Below are 22,655 nucleotides of genomic sequence, written 5' to 3'. Positions count from 1 at the left end.
CGAGATAGCGATAGCATCTTTTACTGAAATTCATAAATGTCATTCGCATAAAAAGAAAACGACAATTTCCATTACTGCAGAAATTGTCGTTTTTATTTTGAAATGTTTATATCCCAAATATTTTATTTATTGTTATAACTTCATTTACTAATCCATGTGCTATCTCACATATTCAAAAATTCCAGCTGCGCCCATACCTACACCGATACACATGGTAACCATACCGTAACGTGTTTCTGGGCGTTTCTTCATTTCAGACAATAAGCGTCCTACTAACATCGCACCTGTAGCACCAAGTGGATGTCCAAGTGCAATGGCACCGCCATTCACATTCGTCTTCTCAGCATCTAATCCCACTTCTCTCATAGAAGCCAATGTTTGAGAAGCAAATGCTTCATTTAATTCTACTAAATCAATATCATTAACGTCTAAGTTAGCTTGTTCCAATACTTCTGGAATCGCATATGCTGGACCGATACCCATTAATTTAGGGTTTACCCCTACTGCTTTAAATCCAACAAAGCGTGCAATAGGTTCTACGCCTAGCTCCTTCACTTTTTCACCAGACATCACAACGACAAAACCTGAGCCATCTGTTAATGGGGCCGAGGAGCCTGCCGTCACTGTACCGTCAGCCTTAAATACATTTGGTAATTTAGCTAAAGTTTCTTTATTTGTATCTGGTCTAATGAGTTCATCTTCTTTAAATACTGCTTTACTAACAACAGGTCCATTGTCGTCATATGTTACTTGATTGACTTCAATAGGTATAATTTCATCATCAAATTTACCAGATTGTTGCGCTTCTGCTGCGCGTTGATGACTCTGAACTGCATATGCGTCTTGATCTTCTCTAGAAACATGATATGTTTCTGCTACCATTTCCGCTGTAAGTCCCATCGGGTATGAAACGCCTGAATCTTCATCTTGAAGAATCGGATTATTCGTTGGTTCATTACCACCCATTGGCACAGCGCTCATCAATTCAATACCACCTGCGACAATCACATCTGCCTGATCGGCAATAATTTGATTTGCTGCATGTGCAATAGTTTGAAGTCCTGATGAGCAATAACGATTGACCGTTTGACCTGGCACTTCATTCGGTAGACCTGCTAGCAAAGCAATGGTTCTAGCGATATTTTGCCCTTGTAAACCTTCTGGGAATGAATTCCCTACAATGACATCTTCAACCATACTCGGTTCAAACGAACCACCGACTCTTTCTAATACACCTTTTAATACTTTTGCAGCAACCTCATCTGGTCTTTCATGTGCCATAGCACCATTTTTGGCTTTGTCAGCTGCTGAACGTCCGTAAGCTACTATATATGCGTCTCGCATTTAAATTCACCCTTCCTGTACTGATTCATAATTAGTTGCGTAGTGGTTTACCAGTTTCTAAGATATGAGAAATTCTGTCATATGTTTTTTTGTTTTGTAACAATTCTAAAAATCTCTCTTTTTCAAGCTTTTGCAAATATCTTTGATTGATATATGTGTTACGAGGAATATCCCCACCGCCTAATACTTCAGCCACTTTCAACGTAATCTCATAATCATAGTCACTAATGAAATGACCTATACGTTGCGCATCCAATTGTCCTTCTGCCAGCGCTTTAAAGTCTTTACCTAAAGCAATATATTGTGCTTTTGGTGTTGGAATATAATTTGTTTGCGATTCGTAACGCGCTCGGTTTAAAGCAACTTCGACACGTTTTTCTGTATTTAAAATAATTGTATCTGTATTTCTTAAATAACCATATCTAACCGCTTCATATGCGTTAGTTGATACTTTGGCAAAACCGATTTGCATGAGTATATCGGTAATTGATTTTTGTTTGTCATCATTTTTATGATTTGTGCGCAAGACTCTATCTGTTAACTCTGCAAGACCGCCACCTGCAGGTAATAATCCGACACCTGTCTCAACTAGACCAATATATGATTCACTGGCAGCAACAACAATTGGTGAATGTAGTACAAGTTCACAGCCACCACCAAGCGCTTTACCTTGTACAGCTGTAACAATCGGTTTAAGCGCATATTTTAATCTTGCAAAGACATGATGCAGTTGCTCAACGGCTGCACCGACTTCTTCTACAACGCGTCCTTCTTCATGTGCTTGTTTCATTTGGAATAAGTTTGCACCGACACTGAAATTAAATCCACCTGCGTAAATCACCATGCTACTATAGTCTTCACGCTCTAATGTATCGATAGCTTCAAGTAAGTCATCCAGGAAGCTATTTGAAATAACATTATTCTTACTTTGTAGTTTTAATAATAATTGATCTTTATTTGCTACAGACAGATTAGAATCTGATCTATCCCATAGTTCTTGATCAACATATTCCGCTACGGGCGTAATGCGCTCTATAGACTCACCTTGCGCATAAAATGATTCATTGCGTTGCTCTATCCAATCAGGTAACTGTCCTATCTCTTCTTTCATACGTGCTTTCACACGTTCGAAGCCCATTAAATCCCATAATTGGAATGGACCTTGTTTCCAGTTAAAGCCCCATACAAGCGCTCTATCAATGTCTTTGAAAGATTCTGCCGCTTTAGGTACATTAATTGCTGAATAATAGAAGTTATTTCTTAGCGTCTCCCATAAAAACACACCAGCATCATCTTGTGCATTAAAAATGACATCTAAATTTTTAGCTAAATCTTTGCCGAATTGACCTAATATTTCTAATTGTGGTTTCTGTGGCTCAACATAATCATTTTGTTTAGGATCAAAGACGTAACGCTTTTTGTTTACCTTTTTATAGAATCCTTGTTTTGTTTTATTGCCGAGTGCACCTTTTTCTGCAAGTTTTTCGGATAGTTTCACATCATGGAAGAATGGTTGTTCTTCAGGTATTTGTTGTAGTCCTTTAATAACTGCAATCGCGATATCAAGACCTACCAAATCTGATAAACCATAAGTTCCCATTTTTGGACGACCGATACTGCGACCTGTCAGTGCATCTACTTCTGTGATTGAAAATCCTTGTACTTCTGCGCGATACATAATGTCGTTCATTGTTTGTGTACCTACACGGTTCGCTACAAATCCAGGTACATCGTTAGCAACGATGACACCTTTACCTAACACATCTTCCGCAAAACGTTGCACGCGATCCACAACCGATTTCGAAGTCTTGCTATTAGGAATCACTTCAACTAATTTCATGATGCGTGGTGGATTAAAGAAATGCATTCCGAAAAATCTTTCTTTGTCACTATCTTCAAAGACATCTGCAATTGATTCGATTGGAATACCTGACGTATTCGTGGCAAATATTGCTTCGTCTTTAGCCACGTCTTTCACTTTTTTCCAAATTTGATGTTTGATATCAACTTCTTCTTTTACTGCTTCAATATAGATATCTGCATCGTCTTCCCCTGCTAAATCCTCATTAAAATTACCGTACGTCAGGTTAGAGGCAAATGATAAATCGAATAATTGTGGACGTTTAGGATTTGTGATAATTTCATATGCTTTTTTTGAAATTTTATTTGGTTCGTTCTCGTCAATCACAATATCTAGTAATTTTACTTTTAATCCTGCGTTGACTAGTAGCGCAGCAATTTGACTCCCCATTGTTCCTGCACCTAACACCGTTGCTTTTCTTATTGTCATACTAAACCCTCCAAATTTAATGTTCTGAATTAATGCGTTATATCAATGCGTTCATCTATTAGATAAACGCGGAATCACCTGTCAATGCACGGCCTATGACAAGTGCGTTAATTTCATGTGTACCTTCATATGTGTAGATAGCTTCTGCATCCGCAAAGAATCGGGCAATATCATACTCACCAGCTAGAATACCATTTCCGCCATGAACCCCTCTGCCCATCGCAACAGACTCTCTTAGACGTAAGGCATTCATCATCTTAGCTGTAGAAGTAGCCACTTCATCATATTCTCCATTTGCCTGCATGCGCGCCAATTGTGCACATGTTGCCATGGCTTGTGCAAGATTTCCTTGCATCATGGCTAATTTCTCTTGAATTAACTGGAATTTACTAATTTCTTTACCAAATTGTTTACGCTTCGTTACATAATCTGTTGTGGCTTTTAACGCACCTGCCATAGCGCCTGTCGCCATGTATGCAACACCTGCACGTGTTGAGTAAAGTACTCGTGCAATATCTTTAAAGCTATTAATGTTTTGTAGACGTTGTTCTTCTTTGACGACTACGTTGTTCAAATGAATATTTGTATTCGGTACGATACGTAAGGCAATTTTATTTTCAATCACATCGATTTCGACACCTTCTTGACTGGGTTCGATAATAAAGCCTTTAGGTTTGCCAGTTTCTACATCAACTGCATAGACTGGAATCACATCTGCTACATTGGCACCGCCAATCCATTTCTTCTGTCCATTGATAATCCATTTATCACCATCTCGTTTGGCAGTGGTTTCAAGACCGCCAGCAACATCAGAGCCATGTTCGGGTTCTGTTAATGCGAAACAGGTACGTAATTCATGTGATTGTAATTTCGGTAAATAGTAAGCTTGTTGTTCTTTACTGCCTCCAAACCAAAATGAATTATGACCGAGTCCTTGGTGTACACCGAGTAATGTTGCTAGAGATACATCAAATTTCGCTATTGTATACGACATAAAGAATTGGAATAATTGGCTAGGCGTTTTTTCGCCTTCACGTCCCTCAAAAAGCAATGGATTTTGGAAGTAATTTAATTTTCCTAATTCCTCAAAATAGTCTTCAGGCTCAGTTGCATTTAACCAATGTTCATTAACAGAATCACGATATTTTTCTTCTAACATATCGTTAAGTTGTTTTAATAATTTCACTTCTCCTTCCGTTAAATCTTTTGCGATACTTAAAATATCTTCTGGGTATAATGCTTTGATTACTTCTTCTTTTGTTGGCATAATATAAACCTCCATTTATTATGATTGCGCTTACATTTACACTTAAAAATTTTTCCAACTTTTAAATACATCCTGCTTCAAATCGACGGGTTATGTTAATTCGTCTTTACTTTGGTCTTGCTTTTGCGCTTTGTCATTCATATATTTTTGAATTTCTAATTTATCTGGTTTCGATGTTGAGTTTAATGGAATATGTGTTAATTTGAGATACAATCTCGGTATTTTATAACCCGCAATATGTTCTCGCATATGTGCATCTAATTTCTGTTCAAAATCTGGATCATCTTCTGTTAAAACAACTGCTGCTGAAACTGACTCCCCGTATTTCGGACTATCATAACCGACCACAACACCTTGAGCGACAAGTGGATGTTCTGATAGTACCCTTTCAACTTCGGAAGGGAGAACATTTTCACCGCCAGTAATAATCATCTCTTTGCGGCGATCCACTATATAAACATCTCCATCTTCATCTATCTTGGCTAAATCTCCTGTTAAGAAAAATTCACCACTAAATGCTTTGGCTGTTTCTTCTGGTTTATTCCAATAACCTGGCGTCACATTATTACCTCTAACGCCCAGTTCTCCAATTTCTCCAACTTGTGCTTCTTCAAAATGATCATCGAAGATACGGATATCTGTGAACATCACGGGTTGCCCAATACTCGCTGGTTTACGTTCGTTATTCGCTGCTGTATTGACGCTGACAAGTGGTGCCTCTGTTAAACCATAACCTGTAATAATAGGAATTCCCAAGCTCACAAATTTTTTCTGTACAGTTGGTAAAGGCGCTGCCCCCCCTTGTATGAGGAATTCAATATTGGCAAAGTTCTTTAAATCAAAGTTGTCAGCAACCAACATGGCGTAGTACATCGTTGGGATTTGAATTAAGAAATTCGGTTGATATTGAGCCATTAAATCATTTAATGATTCACCGTTAAAGTACCGTTGTAATACCAATGTTCCACCTGCCATTAATAATGGAATCGTTAAGTCATTAAATCCTAGTACATGAAACATCGGTGTTGAAATAATGGTTGTATAGGAAGCGTATACTTTGTATGTCAATGCTATGGTAATTGGATTATTTACAAATGAATCATAAGAGAACATTACGCCTTTTGGTAATCCTGTCGTACCACTCGTGTACATTAAAGATGCTAAATCATCACCTTCAACACTAACCGTTGTAAAAGGACGATGATGGGTTGGATCAACGATATCATCATATGTCTTAGAATCAATATCCATATGAATCAGTTCATCTGCGATGCCTTCTAAACTTGATAAATGCTTTGCTGAATAAAATATTAATTTCACATCAGAATCAGCAATCACGCTTTCAATTTCCTGTGTCTTTAATCGCCAATTAATGGGCAAATACACAGCGCCTAGTTTGAATGAAGCAAACAATAGGTCTAATAGCGCAACATCATTTGGTGAAAAAATACCAACAACATCACCACGTTGAACCCCTTGTTCTTGTAGATAATTCGCCAAGTTCTCTGCTCTAATATTTAAATCTTGATATGTCCATTCTGTACCTTTGAATGGATCAATGACCGCTGCTTTTGGTTCGTCAAACGTTGCTCTTGTTTTAATCCAGTCGTAGTTCATATTTTTCTCCCCCTTATTTAAATACGATAATCCGACTTAATTGCTTGAGCCAATCCTCCCCAGTGCGCTTGATAGATATCACTCTGTGTTAGCTTGATATCATCAGAAAGAATCGGTCTAAAAGCCATGTTGGCTAAAATATCTTGTTCTAAATCTAAACCTGGTGCAATCTCAATAAGTTTTAAACCCTTGTGCGTTAATTCAAATACTGCACGTTCCGTTACGAAGTAGACCTCTTGATTAAATTTAATTGCATTTTCAGCATTGAAATCCATACTACCCACTTTATCCACAAATTTTGTAGCGCGTCCTTGCGCTTCTACAGTTACTTTATTATTCTCGTATGATAGTTGACCCCCAACAACCATCGCTCCTGAAAATACAATTGTCTTTACTGTTTGACTAATATCTATAAAACCACCGCAGCCGTTCATTTTTTCACCAAACTTAGACACATTGACATTACCCATCTGATCAACTTCAGCAAAGCTTAAATAGGCAACATCCAAGCCATTGTTATAGATAAAATCCCAAGTCATATCATGTCTCATTCGTGCACTCAAGTTGTAATTCATACCAAAGTGTTCTCGACTACTGATTAATCCACCAAATACGCCCGTATCAATATTAGGCTGAACTAAATGATTGACTTGTTCTTCCGATAAGACATTAGATAATTCATTATTTATGCCAAAACCAATACTGATTACGTCACCCTCTAATAAAAATTGAGCCGCACGTCTCAAAATCACTTTACGGGTACCTAATGCTATATATGGTTCTCGCATTTCTGTAATTTGATAATGTCCTGATAGTGCTGGATCATATTGCGTTTGCATCACTTGCCTATGCAGTTTAGGATTCGTGTTTACAACAACATAATCGACCAGTTTTCCTGGAATAAATACATCATTGGGATTAAAGTTACCATTTTGAACAACTGCTTTAACTTGTACAATCACTTTTCCGCGATTATTATGTGTTGCTAATGCTAAGCTATATCCTTCACCAAGATGTGCTTCATGTGTCATGTATATGTTGCCATCCATGTCCGCATATGTACCTCTTAATAGCGCAATATCTATGTCTGGAAAGTCATACTGTAAATATGTCTGGTGATTAATTTCAATCAACGAGACTAAATCTTCGGTCGTGCGCTCATTGACTTTACCACCTGTATACCTAGGATCAACATTGGTGTTCAGGCCAATTTTAGATATGGTACCTGGTGATGCTTGCGTCTTACTTCTGTAATGCGTGGTAATCACGCCTTGAGGTAAGTAATACGCTTCAATCTCGTTATTGCGCATTGCATTGATTGTTGCCGGTGACGCTGTGATGATACTTGTGATTAATCGCTTAATCATACCCCTTATTGTAAACGCATCTAAGTCATAGCTATCGCCACGATAATCACTAATATCATTTGCTAACATAAATGTAAAATCTGTAAACGATTGATCTTCATCATTATATTCGACTAACGTTTTGAGTATCTCAGCTGGTAAATTAGCCGTTGATAAGGCTGCCAGAGCTATAACATCACCTTTATTAATGATGCTTGTCAATTTTGAAAATGGAATAATTTTCATATAGGTGTCTCCTATCTTTATTTAATCCAATCTGTTATAAGCTTTCCCCTTTAAAAAGCGCTCCTTTTTATATAAATGTAAACCCTTACATGTAATATACCATTATTTTTGAAAATTATGCAAAAATTTTAAATTTTACAAATAAAGATTAACTATTTTATGTCTTTATAACGCGGTTTGAGCATAAATAAATTCAAATCAATGTTTTAACACATCTCGTCTATTTGACTCATCATATTTACTATATTAATGGTGATTATTTACAGCATTTCTATTTTTTTAAAACTTAGATTTCGACATTATATTATTTAATATTTTCGTTACAAAAATATTAATTATTTTTATACATCGTTGCTTTTATAAACATTTTATATAGTTGTAGCATTCGCATAAGTTTGTTATCCTTTTATATCACAATGCTTTTAAAAAAATAAGGCCCTTTCGTATAATTTAATAAATACTACTAAACTAAATTAACGAGGGGCCTTATAGATAAAGGTTATAATATCACTCAACTTACACTACCAATAGCAACTTCAATGTTAATTACTGTGAATGCTATTGCTCAATTGAATCATTTTATTTTTATTTGAACTACTTATTTTTGCTGTCGATTCGTTTTCACTAGATAAAATAGATAATACACAATACCAATGATAAACCAAATCAATGTATAGAGCTTAGCTTGTCCACTTAAGCCCCAAAATACAGCGAATACACACACAAAGATAATGATTGGCATGATTGGATAAAATGGTAGTTTAAATGCTGGCATTGGCAAATCTTTTCCTTCTCTCTTACGTAAGGCATAGATACCAACCGTAACGAACATAAATGCTACCAAAGCACCTGCAGAAATTAATTGTGCAAGGAAACCAAACGGAAAGACTGCACCAATAACTACAGCAACAATAGAAAGTACAATCAATGCACGGTTCGGTAGATTTTTATTGTTTAATTTTCCAAGCCAAGACGGAAGGATACCATCCCGACCAAATGAATATAATAAACGGGAACCAGCCAACATCATACCGATTAAGGCAGTAAACATACCAATAACTGAAATGGCTTGAACAGTGACAGCAATCGTACCATAACCACTTGTACGTAATGCCCAACCAACTGGCTCTGCATTATTTTTATATGAACTATAGTCAAACATACCGACTAGCACAAGAGCTACAACAATAAAGAGCGTTACGGCAATCAGTAGCGAACCTAGTATACCTCTTGGCATTGTTTTCTGTGGATTAATCGCTTCACCAGAATTAGCTGCTATTGAATCAAAACCGATATATGCTACGAAGATGACTGAACTTCCAGCATAAATACCTTGCCATCCTCCAAATGCACCTGCTGCAGTTTCTTTATATTCAGGTATAAACGGAACATAATTTCCAAGATTTATCACTGATACCCCTACAATAATAAATAAAAAAATCGCGAGTACTTTAAGTACTACTAATATATTTTGAACACGTGCTGTTTCAGAAGTTCCACGAGATAATAACAAGGCAGTAATAACAACGACGACTGCTGCTATCAAATCTAAGATACCGCCATCCGTACCCAATGAGTTAGAAAGTGAATTCGGTAATGAAATATGGAAGGGGTCTAACAGCCCTCTTAAATTAGCAGAAAAACCTGAAGCAACGAAGGATACGGCAATCAGATATTCAGCAATTAATGCCCATCCAACAATCCATCCAAAGAACTCTCCAAATAAAATACTAATCCAAGTATATGCAGAACCCGCAAAAGGCATTACCGTTGCCATTTCAGCATAGACAAATGCGACCATTGCAGCAACAATCGCCGCCACTAAAAAGGATAAGCTGACAGATGGCCCCGTATGATCTGCTGATACAACACCAGGCAGTGTAAAAATCGCTGTAGAAACAATTGTCCCTACACCTAGCGCTAAAAAGTCTTTTACACGGAGTGTACGTTCTAGATGCGCATCTTTATTTTGATATCGAGATACATCTTCTTTTCGTAATAAGCTTTGTATAAGATTCATTTTTTACTTCTCCTTGCTATTTTTAAAACAAACATGTTTTTAAGTATAATGATTTTTGAATCTGATGTATATGCTATTGAAGAAAGAATTAACTTTTATTGTATTTTCATATATTTTACAAAGTTATCCGTTAATCACCCACCTTATATTCAGGGACTTTTTTACATCACTTATTTTCTTGGCATTATCTATTGCACGGGTACTTTAAAGTGCGTACTTACTTTTTTAAAGTATGCCCTTTAAAATAATAATTATCGTCATATTACGAATTTAGATAAAAAGGAGTTTTTTGATGCAATATACAACATTTAATAATGGACATACGATGCCTCAACTAGGTTTAGGCGTTTTTAGAGTGGAAAATAATGATACGGCAAAGGATGCTGTTAAACATGCAATTGTTAGTGGCTACCGTAGTATTGATGCTGCTTTCGTATACGGTAATGAAGAAATGGTCGGTCAGGGCATTCAAGAAGGCATCCTTGAAGCTGGTATTCAAAGAGAAGATTTGTTTATCACATCAAAATTATGGTTAGACCACTACGGTAAAGATAACGTTCAAGTAGGTTATGAAACTTCATTAAAACTTTTAGGTTTAGATTACTTAGACCTTTATCTTATTCATTGGCCAGGTACTGATCAGTCGCTAATGATAAAAACATGGGAAGGCATGGAAGCATTATATAATGATGGAAAAGTCAAAAATATTGGTGTCAGTAACTTTGATATTGAACACCTTGAAACTTTAAAAGCACATACTTCTATCAAACCGGTCATCGATCAAGTGGAATTCCATCCATACCTTATACAACAATCATTAAGAGATTATCTTGCTTCTGAATCTATTCAAATGGAATCTTGGTCTCCTTTAATGAATGCTGAAATTCTTACAGATGAGACAATCGTCGCAATCGCTGATGAAATTGGAAAATCCCCAGCTCAAGTCGTTATCAGATGGAATATTGAGCATGGTGTGGTGACTATACCTAAATCAGTCACACCACATAGAATCGAAGAAAATATAAATATATTTGATTTTTCATTAACGCAAGCACAAATCGCACGCATCGATGCGTTAAATCAAGATCATAGAATTGGACCAAATCCTTTAGAATTCAACGGATAGTATACTCATTTTTCCTCATAAAAGAGCCTTAGACATTTAATGATGTCTAAGGCTCTTTTTCAATTAAGCAGTAGATGACTGAATTGAAAATACCCTTGTATCAAGCTTTTTTCAATTCTAGTCATCCTTGCCTTGATTGCATAGGTAGGACTACAAAATCTCTATTAGAAAATTGGATTTTTGTCCCTCTCCGTTATTTTCAATTCTAAGTTGTCTTTGAAAAAAGATGCTATTCATTCTGTAATTAATTAAAACTTCCTAAATCAGCAACTTTAATAAATGTTTTGATTTGAGGATTATACATGTATTCACCCTAATTCTTTGAATTTACAATAGATTTGTAGGTTATACTTCATACGCGTTTATTTTAACATTAAAAAAATACCAATAAACTTTAGCGTATCGTTACTTCATTCCAAAGTTTATTGGTATTCTATTTCAGCAGGTCATACAGTACACTATACGATTAATGCTTCATGCGTTGTAACACTTCTAACTGTATCACTTTTAATGCTTCATTATATTCACGATTTGTACTTTCTTGTGCATTAATAATTAATAAATCAACCAATTCTACGTCGCTTTTCTCGCTGACTTCATGTTCAAATTGATGCAAATGTTCTTCTGAGGTCTTCGCATTTTGCTTTTCTATCTGATAGTATTGATCGGCTCCCAATCCACCCTCTTCAATCATGACAGAAATACCATTTGAACGTGTTTCGTTTACTCTTTTTACTTTAATACGTTTATTTTCACGGATAGCCATTTGAATCCCTCCTAACATTCATGTGCATTTGACAAACATCAACTTCATTTTTATCACATCTGCTACTTATTGGATTGAGATCAAATCACCTAGTTGCCGTTAATCATTATGTATAGTCATGTACACATTCAAGGTAAAACATTATTGTTTCATATTTCGATAGTATCTATAGTGTAATATTACATATAAGTAAATACAATCTCTTTGCTCACTTTTCTATACCCTTTTTTTAATATCATTATCCACGTTAAAGTTGTATGCATACAGCAATAAAGTTTAACAAAATGTTCATAAATTTAATATTTATACCACTTCTATTGCACTAAACCTAATTATATAATTGATAATGATTATTATTGTGAAAGAGTGATGTATATGTTGAATTTAAAGACTGGCGTTTTAGAAAAAAATTACACAGTAACTGATTTAAAAATTAGAAACAAGCACATGCTTCAGCGTCTCCATGCATTAGGTTTAACTCATGGAACCAAGATAAAAATCAAACAAAAATGTTTATTTAAGGGACCCTGCATTTTAGAAATGAATGGTCAAAATTTAAGTATTCGTGGTTGTGACGCATGTCAGATTTTCTTAGAGGAATCTCATGGCTAATCATTACTGTATTATTGGAAATCCTAATGTAGGAAAAACATCATTATTTAATGCACTCACTGGTACATACGAATACGTTGGTAACTGGAGCGGTGTAACGGTAGAGAAGAAGGTCGGACGTCTTAAATCAAATGCTGGGAATCTTATAGACTTACCTGGTATTTATGAATTATCGCCGATTTCCAAAGATGAAACCGTAGTGACTGACTATTTATTAAACGAATCTTTTTCTGGCATGATCAATATCGTAGATGCCAGTCAATTAAAACGTAACTTGCAACTTACGGTACAGTTAATGGAATTAGGCGCACCAATGATTATCGGGTTAAATATGGTAGACGTCGCTGCAAAACGAGGCATTCATATTGATCAAAGTGCATTGATTAAAAAATTAAAATTACCTTTGCTGCCTATCATTGCAAGAAATGGTAAAGGCACACAACAATTATTAAATGCTTTAAAAGATCATCGTCTATCTAACCATCGTCCTTTACATATTGATTATGGTGCTGATATTGAAGCAACAATCACTAAAATAATGCAACATTTAAAACAACATTGTACCTTTGAATCACACCTTTATCGATTTATCGCCATTCAATTCTTGTTAGACAATCCCAAAGTGCTAGACCTCCTTGAAACAAATTTAATAGATATCATAGCGCCTATACGTCAACAATTAGCCGCTCCATTAACGCTATCTATTAGAGAAACAATCCAACAAAAACGTAACGCTTATATAGACAATTTATTAGAAGGTGCTATCACTTATCCAGACGAAGACCGTCAATATTTCTCTTCACACTTAGATAAAATTTTAACTCATAAAATTTTAGGTATTCCAATATTTCTAGGCATTATGTGGCTGATATTTCAAATTACATTTACATGGGTTGGTACACCCCTATCAGACCAAATCGACGAATTCATAGGTGGTACACTCACCGACACAGTTAAATCCGTCATGGATAACATAGGATTATTTCCATTTTTACAAGATTTAATTACGGATGGCATTATCGCTGGTGTAGGTGCGGTTATTGTATTCGTACCACAAATTTTAGTGCTGTTCTTCTTTATTTCTTTACTTGAAGACTCAGGTTATATGGCACGTATCGCTGTGCTCATGGATCGTATTATGGAAGTCTTTGGCTTAAGTGGTAAATCTTTCATTCCCATGATTATTGGCTTTGGTTGTAATGTGCCGAGCATTATGGCAGCGCGTAGTATTGAAAGTGAAAAAGAACGTCTCACAACCATTTTAATCGCACCTTTCATGTCATGTTCTGCGCGCTTACCCGTCTATGCATTATTTGTTGGTGTATTCTTCGAACAACATCAAGCCCTTATCGTCCTTAGCCTATACGTATTAGGTATCGTGGCTGCCTTGGCTACCAGTGTAATGATTACTAAAACAGTAATGAAAAATGATGATTCGATATTTATTGTCGAGTTACCAACATATCGAATGCCATCAGGTAAAACACTTTGGAGAAGTACTTGGGAAAAAGCTAAAGGATTCGTTAAAAAAGCCGGTACCTTTATCTTCGCTGGTTCTGTTGTCATTTGGTTACTCAATTATACTGGCCCGGGTGGGTTCAATGTCGATGTAGATGATAGCTTTTTACATTCAATTGGTAGCTTCTTTGCCATTTTAGTCGCCCCATCAGGCTTCGGTACATGGCAAGCAGGCGCAACTTTAATACCTGGTTTCCTTGCTAAAGAAGTCATCGTAAGTTCAATGGCCATTATCTATGCATCTGATGAATCCGGATTAGTTAATATTATTCAACACCAGTTTACGCCTTTATCAGCGTATGCATTTATGATTTTCATTCTATTGTATATTCCGTGCTTATCCACGGTCGCAACGATTCGTAAAGAAACCTATTCTATAAAATGGACCGTCTTCGCAGTCGCCTATCCACTGATTACTGCCTACGTTTTGACACTGGTATTCTATCAAATCGGTCATCTATTTATGTAAGGAAGTGATTTTATGACATTAATCATCAACATCTTCATTATTGTGGCTATTTTCAGTTACACGATTTATGCGCTCACTAGGTTCTTGAAAAAATCAAAAGCCGGTAAGTGTACGTCTTGTGGTATAAAAGAAGGTTGTCACACCAGTGAAAAAGTGAACTTTAAATGACTTTCGGCATAACAATTAAATAGAAATTTAAAAAGAGGTACAGCAGATAGCCATATGTCTACCGTACCTTTTTTATTTATATAAATTATTAAAATAACTCAACTTTTCAATATAATAATACCCATTAAACTTGGTGTTTTATATTTTTTACGGAATATTTTTAATTTATATTTAAAACATTCAATTGATAACTATTATCAATTAGCGTAAACTATATTTATACAATTAGAAAGAAGGGAATCAATTGAAAAATGCAATTAAAGTTATTGCCATACTAATTTCTACACTCCTCTTAGCTGCAGCATGTTCAAATAGTGAAGACAAACAAAGCAAAAATGCTGTTAAATCATATAAATTAGATTCAGGTCTTATTAATTGGTGATATATCATACACATTCGTTTTTTTAGGTATAAAGTCAATAAAAAATTAAAACACATGCATAATATTGCATGTGTTTTTGTTACGCTTATAAAGGTTATATAAAATCTTTCACTTAAATAGTTAAGTATATATTTCTACTATCCCATTCCCTTTATATTAAATATTTATATTTCACAATTTCGATTTTGCATTCCTACGCACTATGATGTTATAATTCAATTAACGAAGGTTATATGCATATAAGCACCAATTCCCTCACTATTTGCGGTAGTGAGGGGATTTTTTGATGCCGCTTAACGTCGCCTTCTATTTATTGCGTTTACTACTAAGCCAATAAGTAAAATACGCAACTGCACAGCCACTAATGACTGGTGCAATGATGTGAACGAAGATCATAAGCATATTAAACACCTCCTTCCGCCGAAAATATCGCCCGCCGGAAGTTAAGGCGACTCTATTATTATACCACCTGCTAATGTATCAGCGTACCTACTTAAACTACGTTGAAGCATATTAAAGAATGCCTCATTTCCAACACTTTTACTACCAAAAACTATAAACTTAAAATTGATTAACTCCCTACTTTTACCATCCCGAAATAATAAAAAGAAGCTAAACAACGTTGTGTTGTCTAACTTCTTAATTAATATATAATCTATAGCTCAAAAGACATTATCTAAGACATCCCGCCGTCTTATCTATCTTTATTTCTTAACAAAAGCGATTATGGCATCTCTTAAAAATTGAGCACCACCTTCTACATATTTATCATAATATCTAGAAAATCGTTCATCAGCCACGTACATTTCAGCTAAACCTGCATGTGCTTCTTTAGTATAATCAGACCATGTATACATTAACCATGCTTTATGCTTCGCAGCTAACATTTGCGCAACTTCAGATGATGGATCGTCGGTTTGATATGCTTTGGGTAATAACTCAATAATTTCATTCTCTAATTTACGCCATTCATTATATTCCGCTTCAGTCATATCTTTAAATTTTGCATTACTTTCATCTACAGACTTATCACCGTATTTTACTCTGATTTCAGTACCATATTCACGTTCGTTTTCTTGAATTGCTTGTACTTTCAATCCTTCAAATTTTTCTTTATCTTGCATATTAATTTCTCCTCTCGTATACGCAATGGTTTTTTCAACGGTTTCTATAATTTTGTCGAGGTGTGCACGCTTTTGTTTTAAATTTTGAAAATGATTTTCTAAAGCAGTTACTTGATCAAATCCAGGTTGTTGAACGATGTTCTTTATTTCTTCAATACTTACATCCAACTCTCGATAGAATATAATTTGTTGAAGCATGTCTACTTGTTCTTTGCCATATATCCGGTATCCTGGTGAATTGATTCTATCTGGTTTAAGCAATCCAATTTGATCATAATAGCGCAATGTGCGAGGACTTACACCTGATAGTTTAGCTAATTGACTTACGGTATATTCCATAATTCACCTCCTGACAAATAACACGTTACACCCTTACGTTACGTCAACCTCAAGGAGAAATTTCTAATTTTTAAAAATCGAACTATCATCCACATGTTTTATATCATACTTATGGCTTAAATAGATATATACTAATTAATACAACTGCGATAAAAATACCCACGACTAATACGAAACTATATATCGAAGTAATTAAATTTCTTAAATTAGATGAATGTACTTCATTTGGTTCCTTTCCATTCATAAAAGCTACGATACGATCATAGGTTTGTATTTGATATGATTTCTTAAAACGCTCTACCTTAAATGATGCAATAATACCAGTACCTAATAATAATATTTCTAGTATTAAACCAAATGCTCCCCAGTAATACATCGCAGGTCCAATTAATATTCCTGCTATCAACATCGGCCATATCATTAAATGCGAGGATAGATTAAATCTGCTTTCTTTCAACTTACGCTCCATAATCTCCACGTCTCCTTTGACTAAGTCATCTAAAGAAACATCAAACAATGAACTTAGCATCAATAAATTATGAATATCTGGATAGCTTTTATCATTCTCCCAATTAGAAATTGTTTGTCGTGAAACATATAATTTTTCAGCTAAACTTTCTTGAGATAAATGATCGCGTTGCCGATAATATTTAATTTGATGTCCTAAATTCATTGTTCTGCTCCTTTAAGTAGAGATTATGATGATTTTCAATATAAGACTATCAAAGTTCGTTGACATCTGCATCATTTTGCCATGCTTAAATATTTTTACATACTGTTGTCACAGGGAATAAAGACTACCTTTTAGACATACCAAAGGATAGGAAACTTGTTATATTAGCAAGCCCCTATCCTTTAATATAATATCATGTTGTTTGTTGTTGCTTATAAGGTATTTGATAATCCAATTCAAATTTAGCACCTGCTGTGATTTTTTTGTATTGATAACTGAAATAAGCTACCCATAAAATCGTTAGCACAAAGGCTATGATATAACTTAAATTGAGGTCTAAACCCAATCCAATTTTCTGACTTAAAATATAAGTAAAAATATTCCATGTCATAAACACAGCTGGAATTGCTGCCACCCAGAAATTCTTTTTCGCAATCAATAGATACATCGCACCTACCCATAGTGCAACAACCGCTGTTGTTTGATTTGCCCAAGAGAAATATCTCCATAGAATCGTGAAATCAACTTGTGTAAGACCAAAGCTAATAACGAACAATGGCACTGCTACAATAATACGTTTAACAATATTTCGCTGACCATAGTTTAAATAATCTGCAATAATCATTCTAGCGCTTCTGAAAGACGTATCCCCGCTAGTGATTGGTAAAATGATAACACCTAACACGGCGATCGTACCGAATACAGAGCCCAGTAATAGATGTGATGCCTGGCTCACTACTAATGCAGCTTCACCACGTGCTAAGACATCATTCAAACCATTATAGCCATTAAATAAACTCATACCCGCTGCAGCCCAAATCATTGCTATGATACCTTCCGCAATCATCATACCGTAAAAGATGAATCTACCATTCTGTTCTTTATTTGTTGTTCTAGAAATAATCGGTGTCTGTGTCGCATGAAATCCAGACAATGCACCACAAGTTATTGTAAAGAATAGTAATGGAAATACTGGCGCCCCATCAGGATGCATATTACTAAAATTTAGTTCTGGAATAGGTGCCCCTGTTTGAATAAGACGGAAACCTATACCTACCGCACTCACTAATAATAATGCGCCAAACACTGGATAAATTCTACCAATGATCTTATCTATAGGTAAAATTGTAGATAATATATAATACACAAATATAACAAAAATAATAATACCCAGTGCAATGCGTCCATCCATTAAATTATGTAATAGAAGTGCCGGACTAGTCACAAATACAGTTCCTGTTAAGAGTAATAATAAAATAGAAAATATATTAACAAAGTGCTTCATCACTTGACCTAAAAATTTCCCTGCAAGTTCTGGTAAGTGCGCCCCTTTATTTCTAATTGAAATCATACCGGTCAGATAATCATGTACTGCCCCTGCAAAGATACAGCCTACAACAATCCAAATAAATGCTATGGGTCCATAAAGTGCTCCCATAATAGGTCCAAATATAGGTCCAACACCTGCGATATTTAACAATTGTATAAGCGAGTTAGATCGCGTTTTCATTGGTAAATAATCAACATCATCTCTTTGATCATACGCTGGTGTGGGTCGCTCTTTATTTGGTCCAAACATTTTGTCTATGTATTTTCCATAAGTGAAATAACCCACCACCAATAAAATAATAGCTACAATAAAAGTAATCATGTTACCATTCCCCCTTAGATAACTTGAAAGCGCTTTCTTAATTTAACCATAAATGGTAAAATTTCACAATATTACATTTGTTTTTTATTCTAATTTTATAAATATGTATTTTTGATTTTATTAAACCTTAATTAATACCTAATCATATATATTAGTACAAAAAATAGAGGCTTACCTCGTCTTATCATAGGTAAACCTCTATCACTATTAATGTTTAAATAATTTTATTTTAATTTCATAATAATCATCGTAATCTTTGGCTTGATGCTCATATTTAATACCGCTTTTTTCGATAGAATCTAAACTTTTACCAACCGCTTCACGCGCATCAGTTAAATCTTTTTCAAATTCAAATCTTTGTGCTTTTACTTTTTCAGGGCCTATCTTTTGTTTCACGCGTGCTTCTGTTTGTTTTACATTTAATTTTTGACTTATAACCGTTTCAACTAATATTTCTTGATCTTCTTCTGATAAACTGAGCATCGCGCGCGCATGGCGTTCCGTAATTTTACTTTCACGTAAACGTTCCAATACTTTAGGCGCCAATTTTAATAAACGAAGTTTATTAGCAATAAAGCTCTGACTTTTACCGACACTTTTAGCTAATTCGCTCTGTGTGGTATCCCCGATTTCTAGTAACTTTTTATAAGCTTCGGCTTCTTCAACAACAGATAAATTTTCACGTTGAATATTTTCAATGAGTGCGACTACAGCAGTTTCCTCATCATCTAAATATCTAATAATTACATCAGCGTGCGTTTTACTTAGGCTCTGTAAAGCTCTAAATCTACGTTCACCTGCTATAATCTCAAACATATCCTCTTCAATTGGACGTACGACAATCGGTTGTAACAAACCATGTTCTTCTATAGATTCTGCGAGTTCTTTAATCTTATTTGGCTCAAATACTTGTCTTGGTTGATAACGGTTTGGCACAATACGTTCCGTATGAATAGATTCAACGCTATTATTATAATCCTCTTCAATATAACCAACGATGTCATCTTTGTTCTTTAAACCAAATAATTTAGAAAAAGGTTTTTTCATTTACTATGCGCTCCCTCTAAATTAATTGTATTGAATTTTACTATTTTTCAAGTAACGGTGATTTATTTGGTGTTCCTGGTTTTCTAGGATATTTCTTAGGTGTTTGACTACGTTTGTCTATGATAATCATTTGTCTTTCACCTGCATCTTCAGGTAGTTCATATGAAATTGTATCAAGTACTTTACCACCTAATACGCCAATACCGAAACGTGCTTCTTCCAATTCTTCTTCACCTTTAGACGATTTCAGTGCTATGAAGTGACCACCTTTTTTAACTAATGGTAAGCATAGCTCACTTAATACAGAAAGTCTAGCAACTGCACGTGCTGTAACGATATCGTAAGACGCCCTGTAGTCTCCCTTACCATAAGTTTCGGCACGATCATGTACAAAACTCACATTGTCTAACTCTAAAGCTTCCGCTAATTGATTTAAAAAGTGAATGCGTTTATTCAGTGAATCTACAATTGTAACTTTCAAATTCGGAAAAATGATTTTCAAAGGAATGCTAGGAAAACCAGCACCAGCACCCACGTCACATATCGTTAATTCTTTAGTTAAATTCGTATAAAAACTTGTCGCAATTGAATCATAAAAATGCTTCAAATATACTTCATGTTCTTCAGTAATACTTGTTAAATTCATTTTTTCATTCCATTCAACAAGCATTTGATAATACGTTTGAAACTGATGTTGTTGTTTATCTGAAAGTTCTATTCCATGTGTACTCAGTTGCTGTGTTAACCATGCTACACTCATCTTAGTTATTCACCCTTTGGATTTTACCTTGTTCAAGATATACAAGTAAAATTGAAATATCGGCTGGATTGACACCAGATATACGTGAAGCTTGTGCAATATTGAGCGGCTTAACTTCTGCTAATTTCTCACGTGCTTCAGTCGCTAAACTATCTACCTTACTATAATCTAGATCTTCTGGAATTTTCTTCTCTTCCATACGTTTAACTTTTTCAACTTGTTGTAAAGATTTATTGATATAACCTTCATATTTAGTTTGAATTTCAACTTGTTCTTCAACGTCTGAAGGCAATTGATGTGATTCATCTAAAATTTCTAGAATTAAATCGTATGTCATTTCAGGACGACGTAATAATTCTAAAGCAAGGATACCGTCTTTCAAACGAGACCCGCCTTGAGCCTCAATAATCTCTTGCACACGATCGTTTGGTTTGACGCGAATGCCATTTAGACGTTCTTGTTCTGCTTTAATCATAGCGCGTTTTTCATTAAAACGTGCATAGCGTTCCTCTGAAATCATACCTAATTCATAACCTAAGTCTGTTAGACGTAAATCAGCGTTGTCATGTCTTAATAATAGACGGTATTCAGCACGAGAAGTTAATAAACGATAAGGTTCGTTTGTACCTTTGGTAATTAAATCATCAATTAATACACCAATATAGGCATCTGAACGACTTAAGATAACTTCATCTTTACCTTGAACACGTGCTGCTGCATTGATACCAGCCATGATACCTTGTCCAGCCGCTTCTTCATAACCTGATGTCCCATTAATTTGGCCAGCAGTGTATAAGTTTTTGATTTTTTTAGTTTCAAGTGTTGGCCATAATTGTGTTGGAACTAACGCATCATACTCGATGGCATAGCCTGCACGCATCATATCTGCTTTTTCTAAACCAGGAATCGTTTCTAACATTTGACGTTGCACATGTTCAGGTAAACTTGTTGATAGACCTTGGACATAAACTTCGTTTGTATTTCTACCTTCTGGTTCTAAGAATAGTTGATGGCGTGGTTTGTCATTGAATCTTACAAATTTATCTTCAATGGATGGGCAATATCTTGGACCAGTACCTTTGATCATACCTGAATACATAGCTGATAAATGTAAGTTATCATCAATCACTTGGTGTGTATCACCATTTGTATAAGTTAACCAACATGGCAATTGATCTAAAATATATTCTGTTGTTTCAAAGCTGAAGGCTCTTCCAACATCATCACCAGGTTGGATTTCCGTTTTAGAATAATCAATCGTTTTGGCATTTACACGTGGTGGTGTACCTGTTTTAAATCTAACGACTTCAAAACCTAATCCTCTTAAGTTATCAGCTAGAGAGATTGAAGGTAATTGATGGTTTGGACCACTTGAATACTTCATGTTACCTAAAATGATTTCACCGCGTAAAAATGTACCTGTTGTAATAATAACTGCCTCTGACCAGTATTCTGTACCGATATTTGTTCTTACACCTTTAATGACATCATCTTCAATAATGAGGTCATCTACCATACCTTGCATGATATCAAGGTTTGCTTCATCTTCAATTACTTTTTTCATTTCTTGTTGATACAAGACTTTATCTGCTTGAGCACGTAACGCTCTTACTGCTGGACCTTTACCAGTATTTAACATACGCATTTGAATGTGCGTTTTATCAATGGTTTTCGCCATTTGACCACCTAATGCATCGATTTCACGTACGACAATACCTTTTGCTGGACCACCCACTGATGGGTTACACGGCATAAAAGCAATATTATCTAGGTTAATCGTCAACATTAACGTTTTGGCACCACGACGTGCTGAAGCTAATCCAGCTTCAATACCAGCATGTCCGGCTCCTATTACTATCACATCATATTCTTGAGCCATTATTATTTCCT

19 protein-coding genes are annotated in these 22,655 nt (G+C 35.3%); 5 read left to right on the top strand and 14 right to left on the bottom strand.

Translation table 11 applies throughout. The features are described 5' to 3' along the window. Positions 1–159: 159 nt before the first annotated feature. The 6 genes from ACM595_RS09785 to ACM595_RS09760 form a co-directional block, all read right to left on the bottom strand. Positions 160–1,344: a thiolase family protein gene (locus ACM595_RS09785; RefSeq protein ID WP_419744279.1), complete on the bottom strand. Its 1,185-nt coding sequence runs from the start codon at positions 1,342–1,344 to the stop codon at positions 160–162. 31 nt (positions 1,345–1,375) lie between these two features. Beyond that, positions 1,376–3,634 carry a 3-hydroxyacyl-CoA dehydrogenase/enoyl-CoA hydratase family protein gene (locus ACM595_RS09780; RefSeq protein ID WP_115347601.1) on the bottom strand — a complete coding sequence of 753 codons (2,259 nt, stop codon included), beginning with the start codon at positions 3,632–3,634 and terminating at the stop codon, positions 1,376–1,378. A gap of 58 nt (positions 3,635–3,692) precedes the next feature. Next, complete coding sequence (locus ACM595_RS09775; RefSeq protein WP_011304013.1) at positions 3,693–4,901, bottom strand: acyl-CoA dehydrogenase family protein; 1,209 nt, start codon at positions 4,899–4,901, stop codon at positions 3,693–3,695. A 90-nt stretch (positions 4,902–4,991) separates the two neighbouring features. Then, on the bottom strand, positions 4,992–6,518 hold the full coding sequence (locus tag ACM595_RS09770; RefSeq protein WP_002484360.1) for a class I adenylate-forming enzyme family protein: 1,527 nt from the start codon (positions 6,516–6,518) through the stop codon (positions 4,992–4,994). A 17-nt stretch (positions 6,519–6,535) separates the two neighbouring features. Then, positions 6,536–8,110, bottom strand: coding sequence for a CoA-transferase (locus ACM595_RS09765; protein ID WP_069822135.1), 1,575 nt, complete (start codon positions 8,108–8,110; stop codon positions 6,536–6,538). A gap of 598 nt (positions 8,111–8,708) precedes the next feature. Continuing rightward, positions 8,709–10,130 (bottom strand): APC family permease, encoded by a 1,422-nt coding sequence (locus ACM595_RS09760; RefSeq protein ID WP_075340078.1) that lies wholly within the window; start codon positions 10,128–10,130, stop codon positions 8,709–8,711. A gap of 292 nt (positions 10,131–10,422) precedes the next feature. On the opposite strand from ACM595_RS09760, the gene ACM595_RS09755 reads away from it, so the two are divergent. Then, positions 10,423–11,256, top strand: coding sequence for an aldo/keto reductase (locus ACM595_RS09755; protein ID WP_041080289.1), 834 nt, complete (start codon positions 10,423–10,425; stop codon positions 11,254–11,256). A gap of 466 nt (positions 11,257–11,722) precedes the next feature. Here the strand turns inward: ACM595_RS09755 and ACM595_RS09750 are convergent, their stop codons facing one another. After that, positions 11,723–12,022 (bottom strand): hypothetical protein, encoded by a 300-nt coding sequence (locus ACM595_RS09750; protein ID WP_011304021.1) that lies wholly within the window; start codon positions 12,020–12,022, stop codon positions 11,723–11,725. A gap of 375 nt (positions 12,023–12,397) precedes the next feature. On the opposite strand from ACM595_RS09750, the gene ACM595_RS09745 reads away from it, so the two are divergent. The 4 genes from ACM595_RS09745 (at position 12,398) to ACM595_RS09730 (ending at position 15,171) form a co-directional block, all read left to right on the top strand. Beyond that, entirely contained in the window at positions 12,398–12,634 is a 237-nt protein-coding gene (locus ACM595_RS09745; protein ID WP_037539168.1) for a FeoA family protein, read from the top strand. Beyond that, positions 12,627–14,621: a ferrous iron transport protein B gene (gene feoB / locus ACM595_RS09740; protein WP_129303665.1), complete on the top strand. Its 1,995-nt coding sequence runs from the start codon at positions 12,627–12,629 to the stop codon at positions 14,619–14,621. Before ACM595_RS09745 ends, feoB begins: the two co-directional genes overlap by 8 nt. A 12-nt stretch (positions 14,622–14,633) precedes the next feature. After that, a complete protein-coding gene (locus tag ACM595_RS09735) occupies positions 14,634–14,789 on the top strand; it encodes a FeoB-associated Cys-rich membrane protein (protein ID WP_075340076.1) in 156 nt (51 codons plus the stop codon). Positions 14,790–15,033: 244 nt separating this feature from the next. Further along, entirely contained in the window at positions 15,034–15,171 is a 138-nt protein-coding gene (locus ACM595_RS09730) for a hypothetical protein (RefSeq protein ID WP_002484366.1), read from the top strand. A gap of 306 nt (positions 15,172–15,477) precedes the next feature. Here ACM595_RS09730 and ACM595_RS09725 read toward each other — a convergent pair whose 3' ends face one another. The 7 genes from ACM595_RS09725 to mnmG all read right to left on the bottom strand — a co-directional run bounded on the left by ACM595_RS09725 (position 15,478) and on the right by mnmG (position 22,644). Continuing rightward, entirely contained in the window at positions 15,478–15,573 is a 96-nt protein-coding gene (locus ACM595_RS09725) for a type I toxin-antitoxin system Fst family toxin (protein ID WP_002441941.1), read from the bottom strand. Between the two features lie 302 nt (positions 15,574–15,875). Then, a complete protein-coding gene (locus ACM595_RS09720; RefSeq protein ID WP_075340075.1) occupies positions 15,876–16,634 on the bottom strand; it encodes a MerR family transcriptional regulator in 759 nt (252 codons plus the stop codon). Positions 16,635–16,743: 109 nt separating this feature from the next. Continuing rightward, a complete protein-coding gene (locus ACM595_RS09715; RefSeq protein WP_002484368.1) occupies positions 16,744–17,307 on the bottom strand; it encodes a helix-turn-helix transcriptional regulator in 564 nt (187 codons plus the stop codon). Between the two features lie 193 nt (positions 17,308–17,500). After that, positions 17,501–18,958 carry a carbon starvation protein A gene (locus ACM595_RS09710; RefSeq protein ID WP_041080285.1) on the bottom strand — a complete coding sequence of 486 codons (1,458 nt, stop codon included), beginning with the start codon at positions 18,956–18,958 and terminating at the stop codon, positions 17,501–17,503. A gap of 207 nt (positions 18,959–19,165) precedes the next feature. After that, positions 19,166–20,005 carry a ParB/RepB/Spo0J family partition protein gene (locus tag ACM595_RS09705; RefSeq protein WP_002481957.1) on the bottom strand — a complete coding sequence of 280 codons (840 nt, stop codon included), beginning with the start codon at positions 20,003–20,005 and terminating at the stop codon, positions 19,166–19,168. A 40-nt stretch (positions 20,006–20,045) separates the two neighbouring features. Next, positions 20,046–20,765 carry a 16S rRNA (guanine(527)-N(7))-methyltransferase RsmG gene (gene rsmG / locus ACM595_RS09700; RefSeq protein WP_075340074.1) on the bottom strand — a complete coding sequence of 240 codons (720 nt, stop codon included), beginning with the start codon at positions 20,763–20,765 and terminating at the stop codon, positions 20,046–20,048. 1 nt (position 20,766) lies between these two features. Beyond that, the gene (gene mnmG / locus ACM595_RS09695; protein WP_002481959.1) at positions 20,767–22,644 is read right to left on the bottom strand and encodes a tRNA uridine-5-carboxymethylaminomethyl(34) synthesis enzyme MnmG; all 1,878 of its coding nucleotides are present in this window, start codon (positions 22,642–22,644) and stop codon (positions 20,767–20,769) included. Between the last annotated feature and the right edge of the window lie 11 nt (positions 22,645–22,655).

Source organism: Staphylococcus sp. LKG3-1 (genome assembly GCF_048568385.1).
GTDB lineage: Bacteria > Bacillota > Bacilli > Staphylococcales > Staphylococcaceae > Staphylococcus > Staphylococcus saprophyticus.
This window is presented reverse-complemented; position numbering and strand designations above follow the sequence as displayed.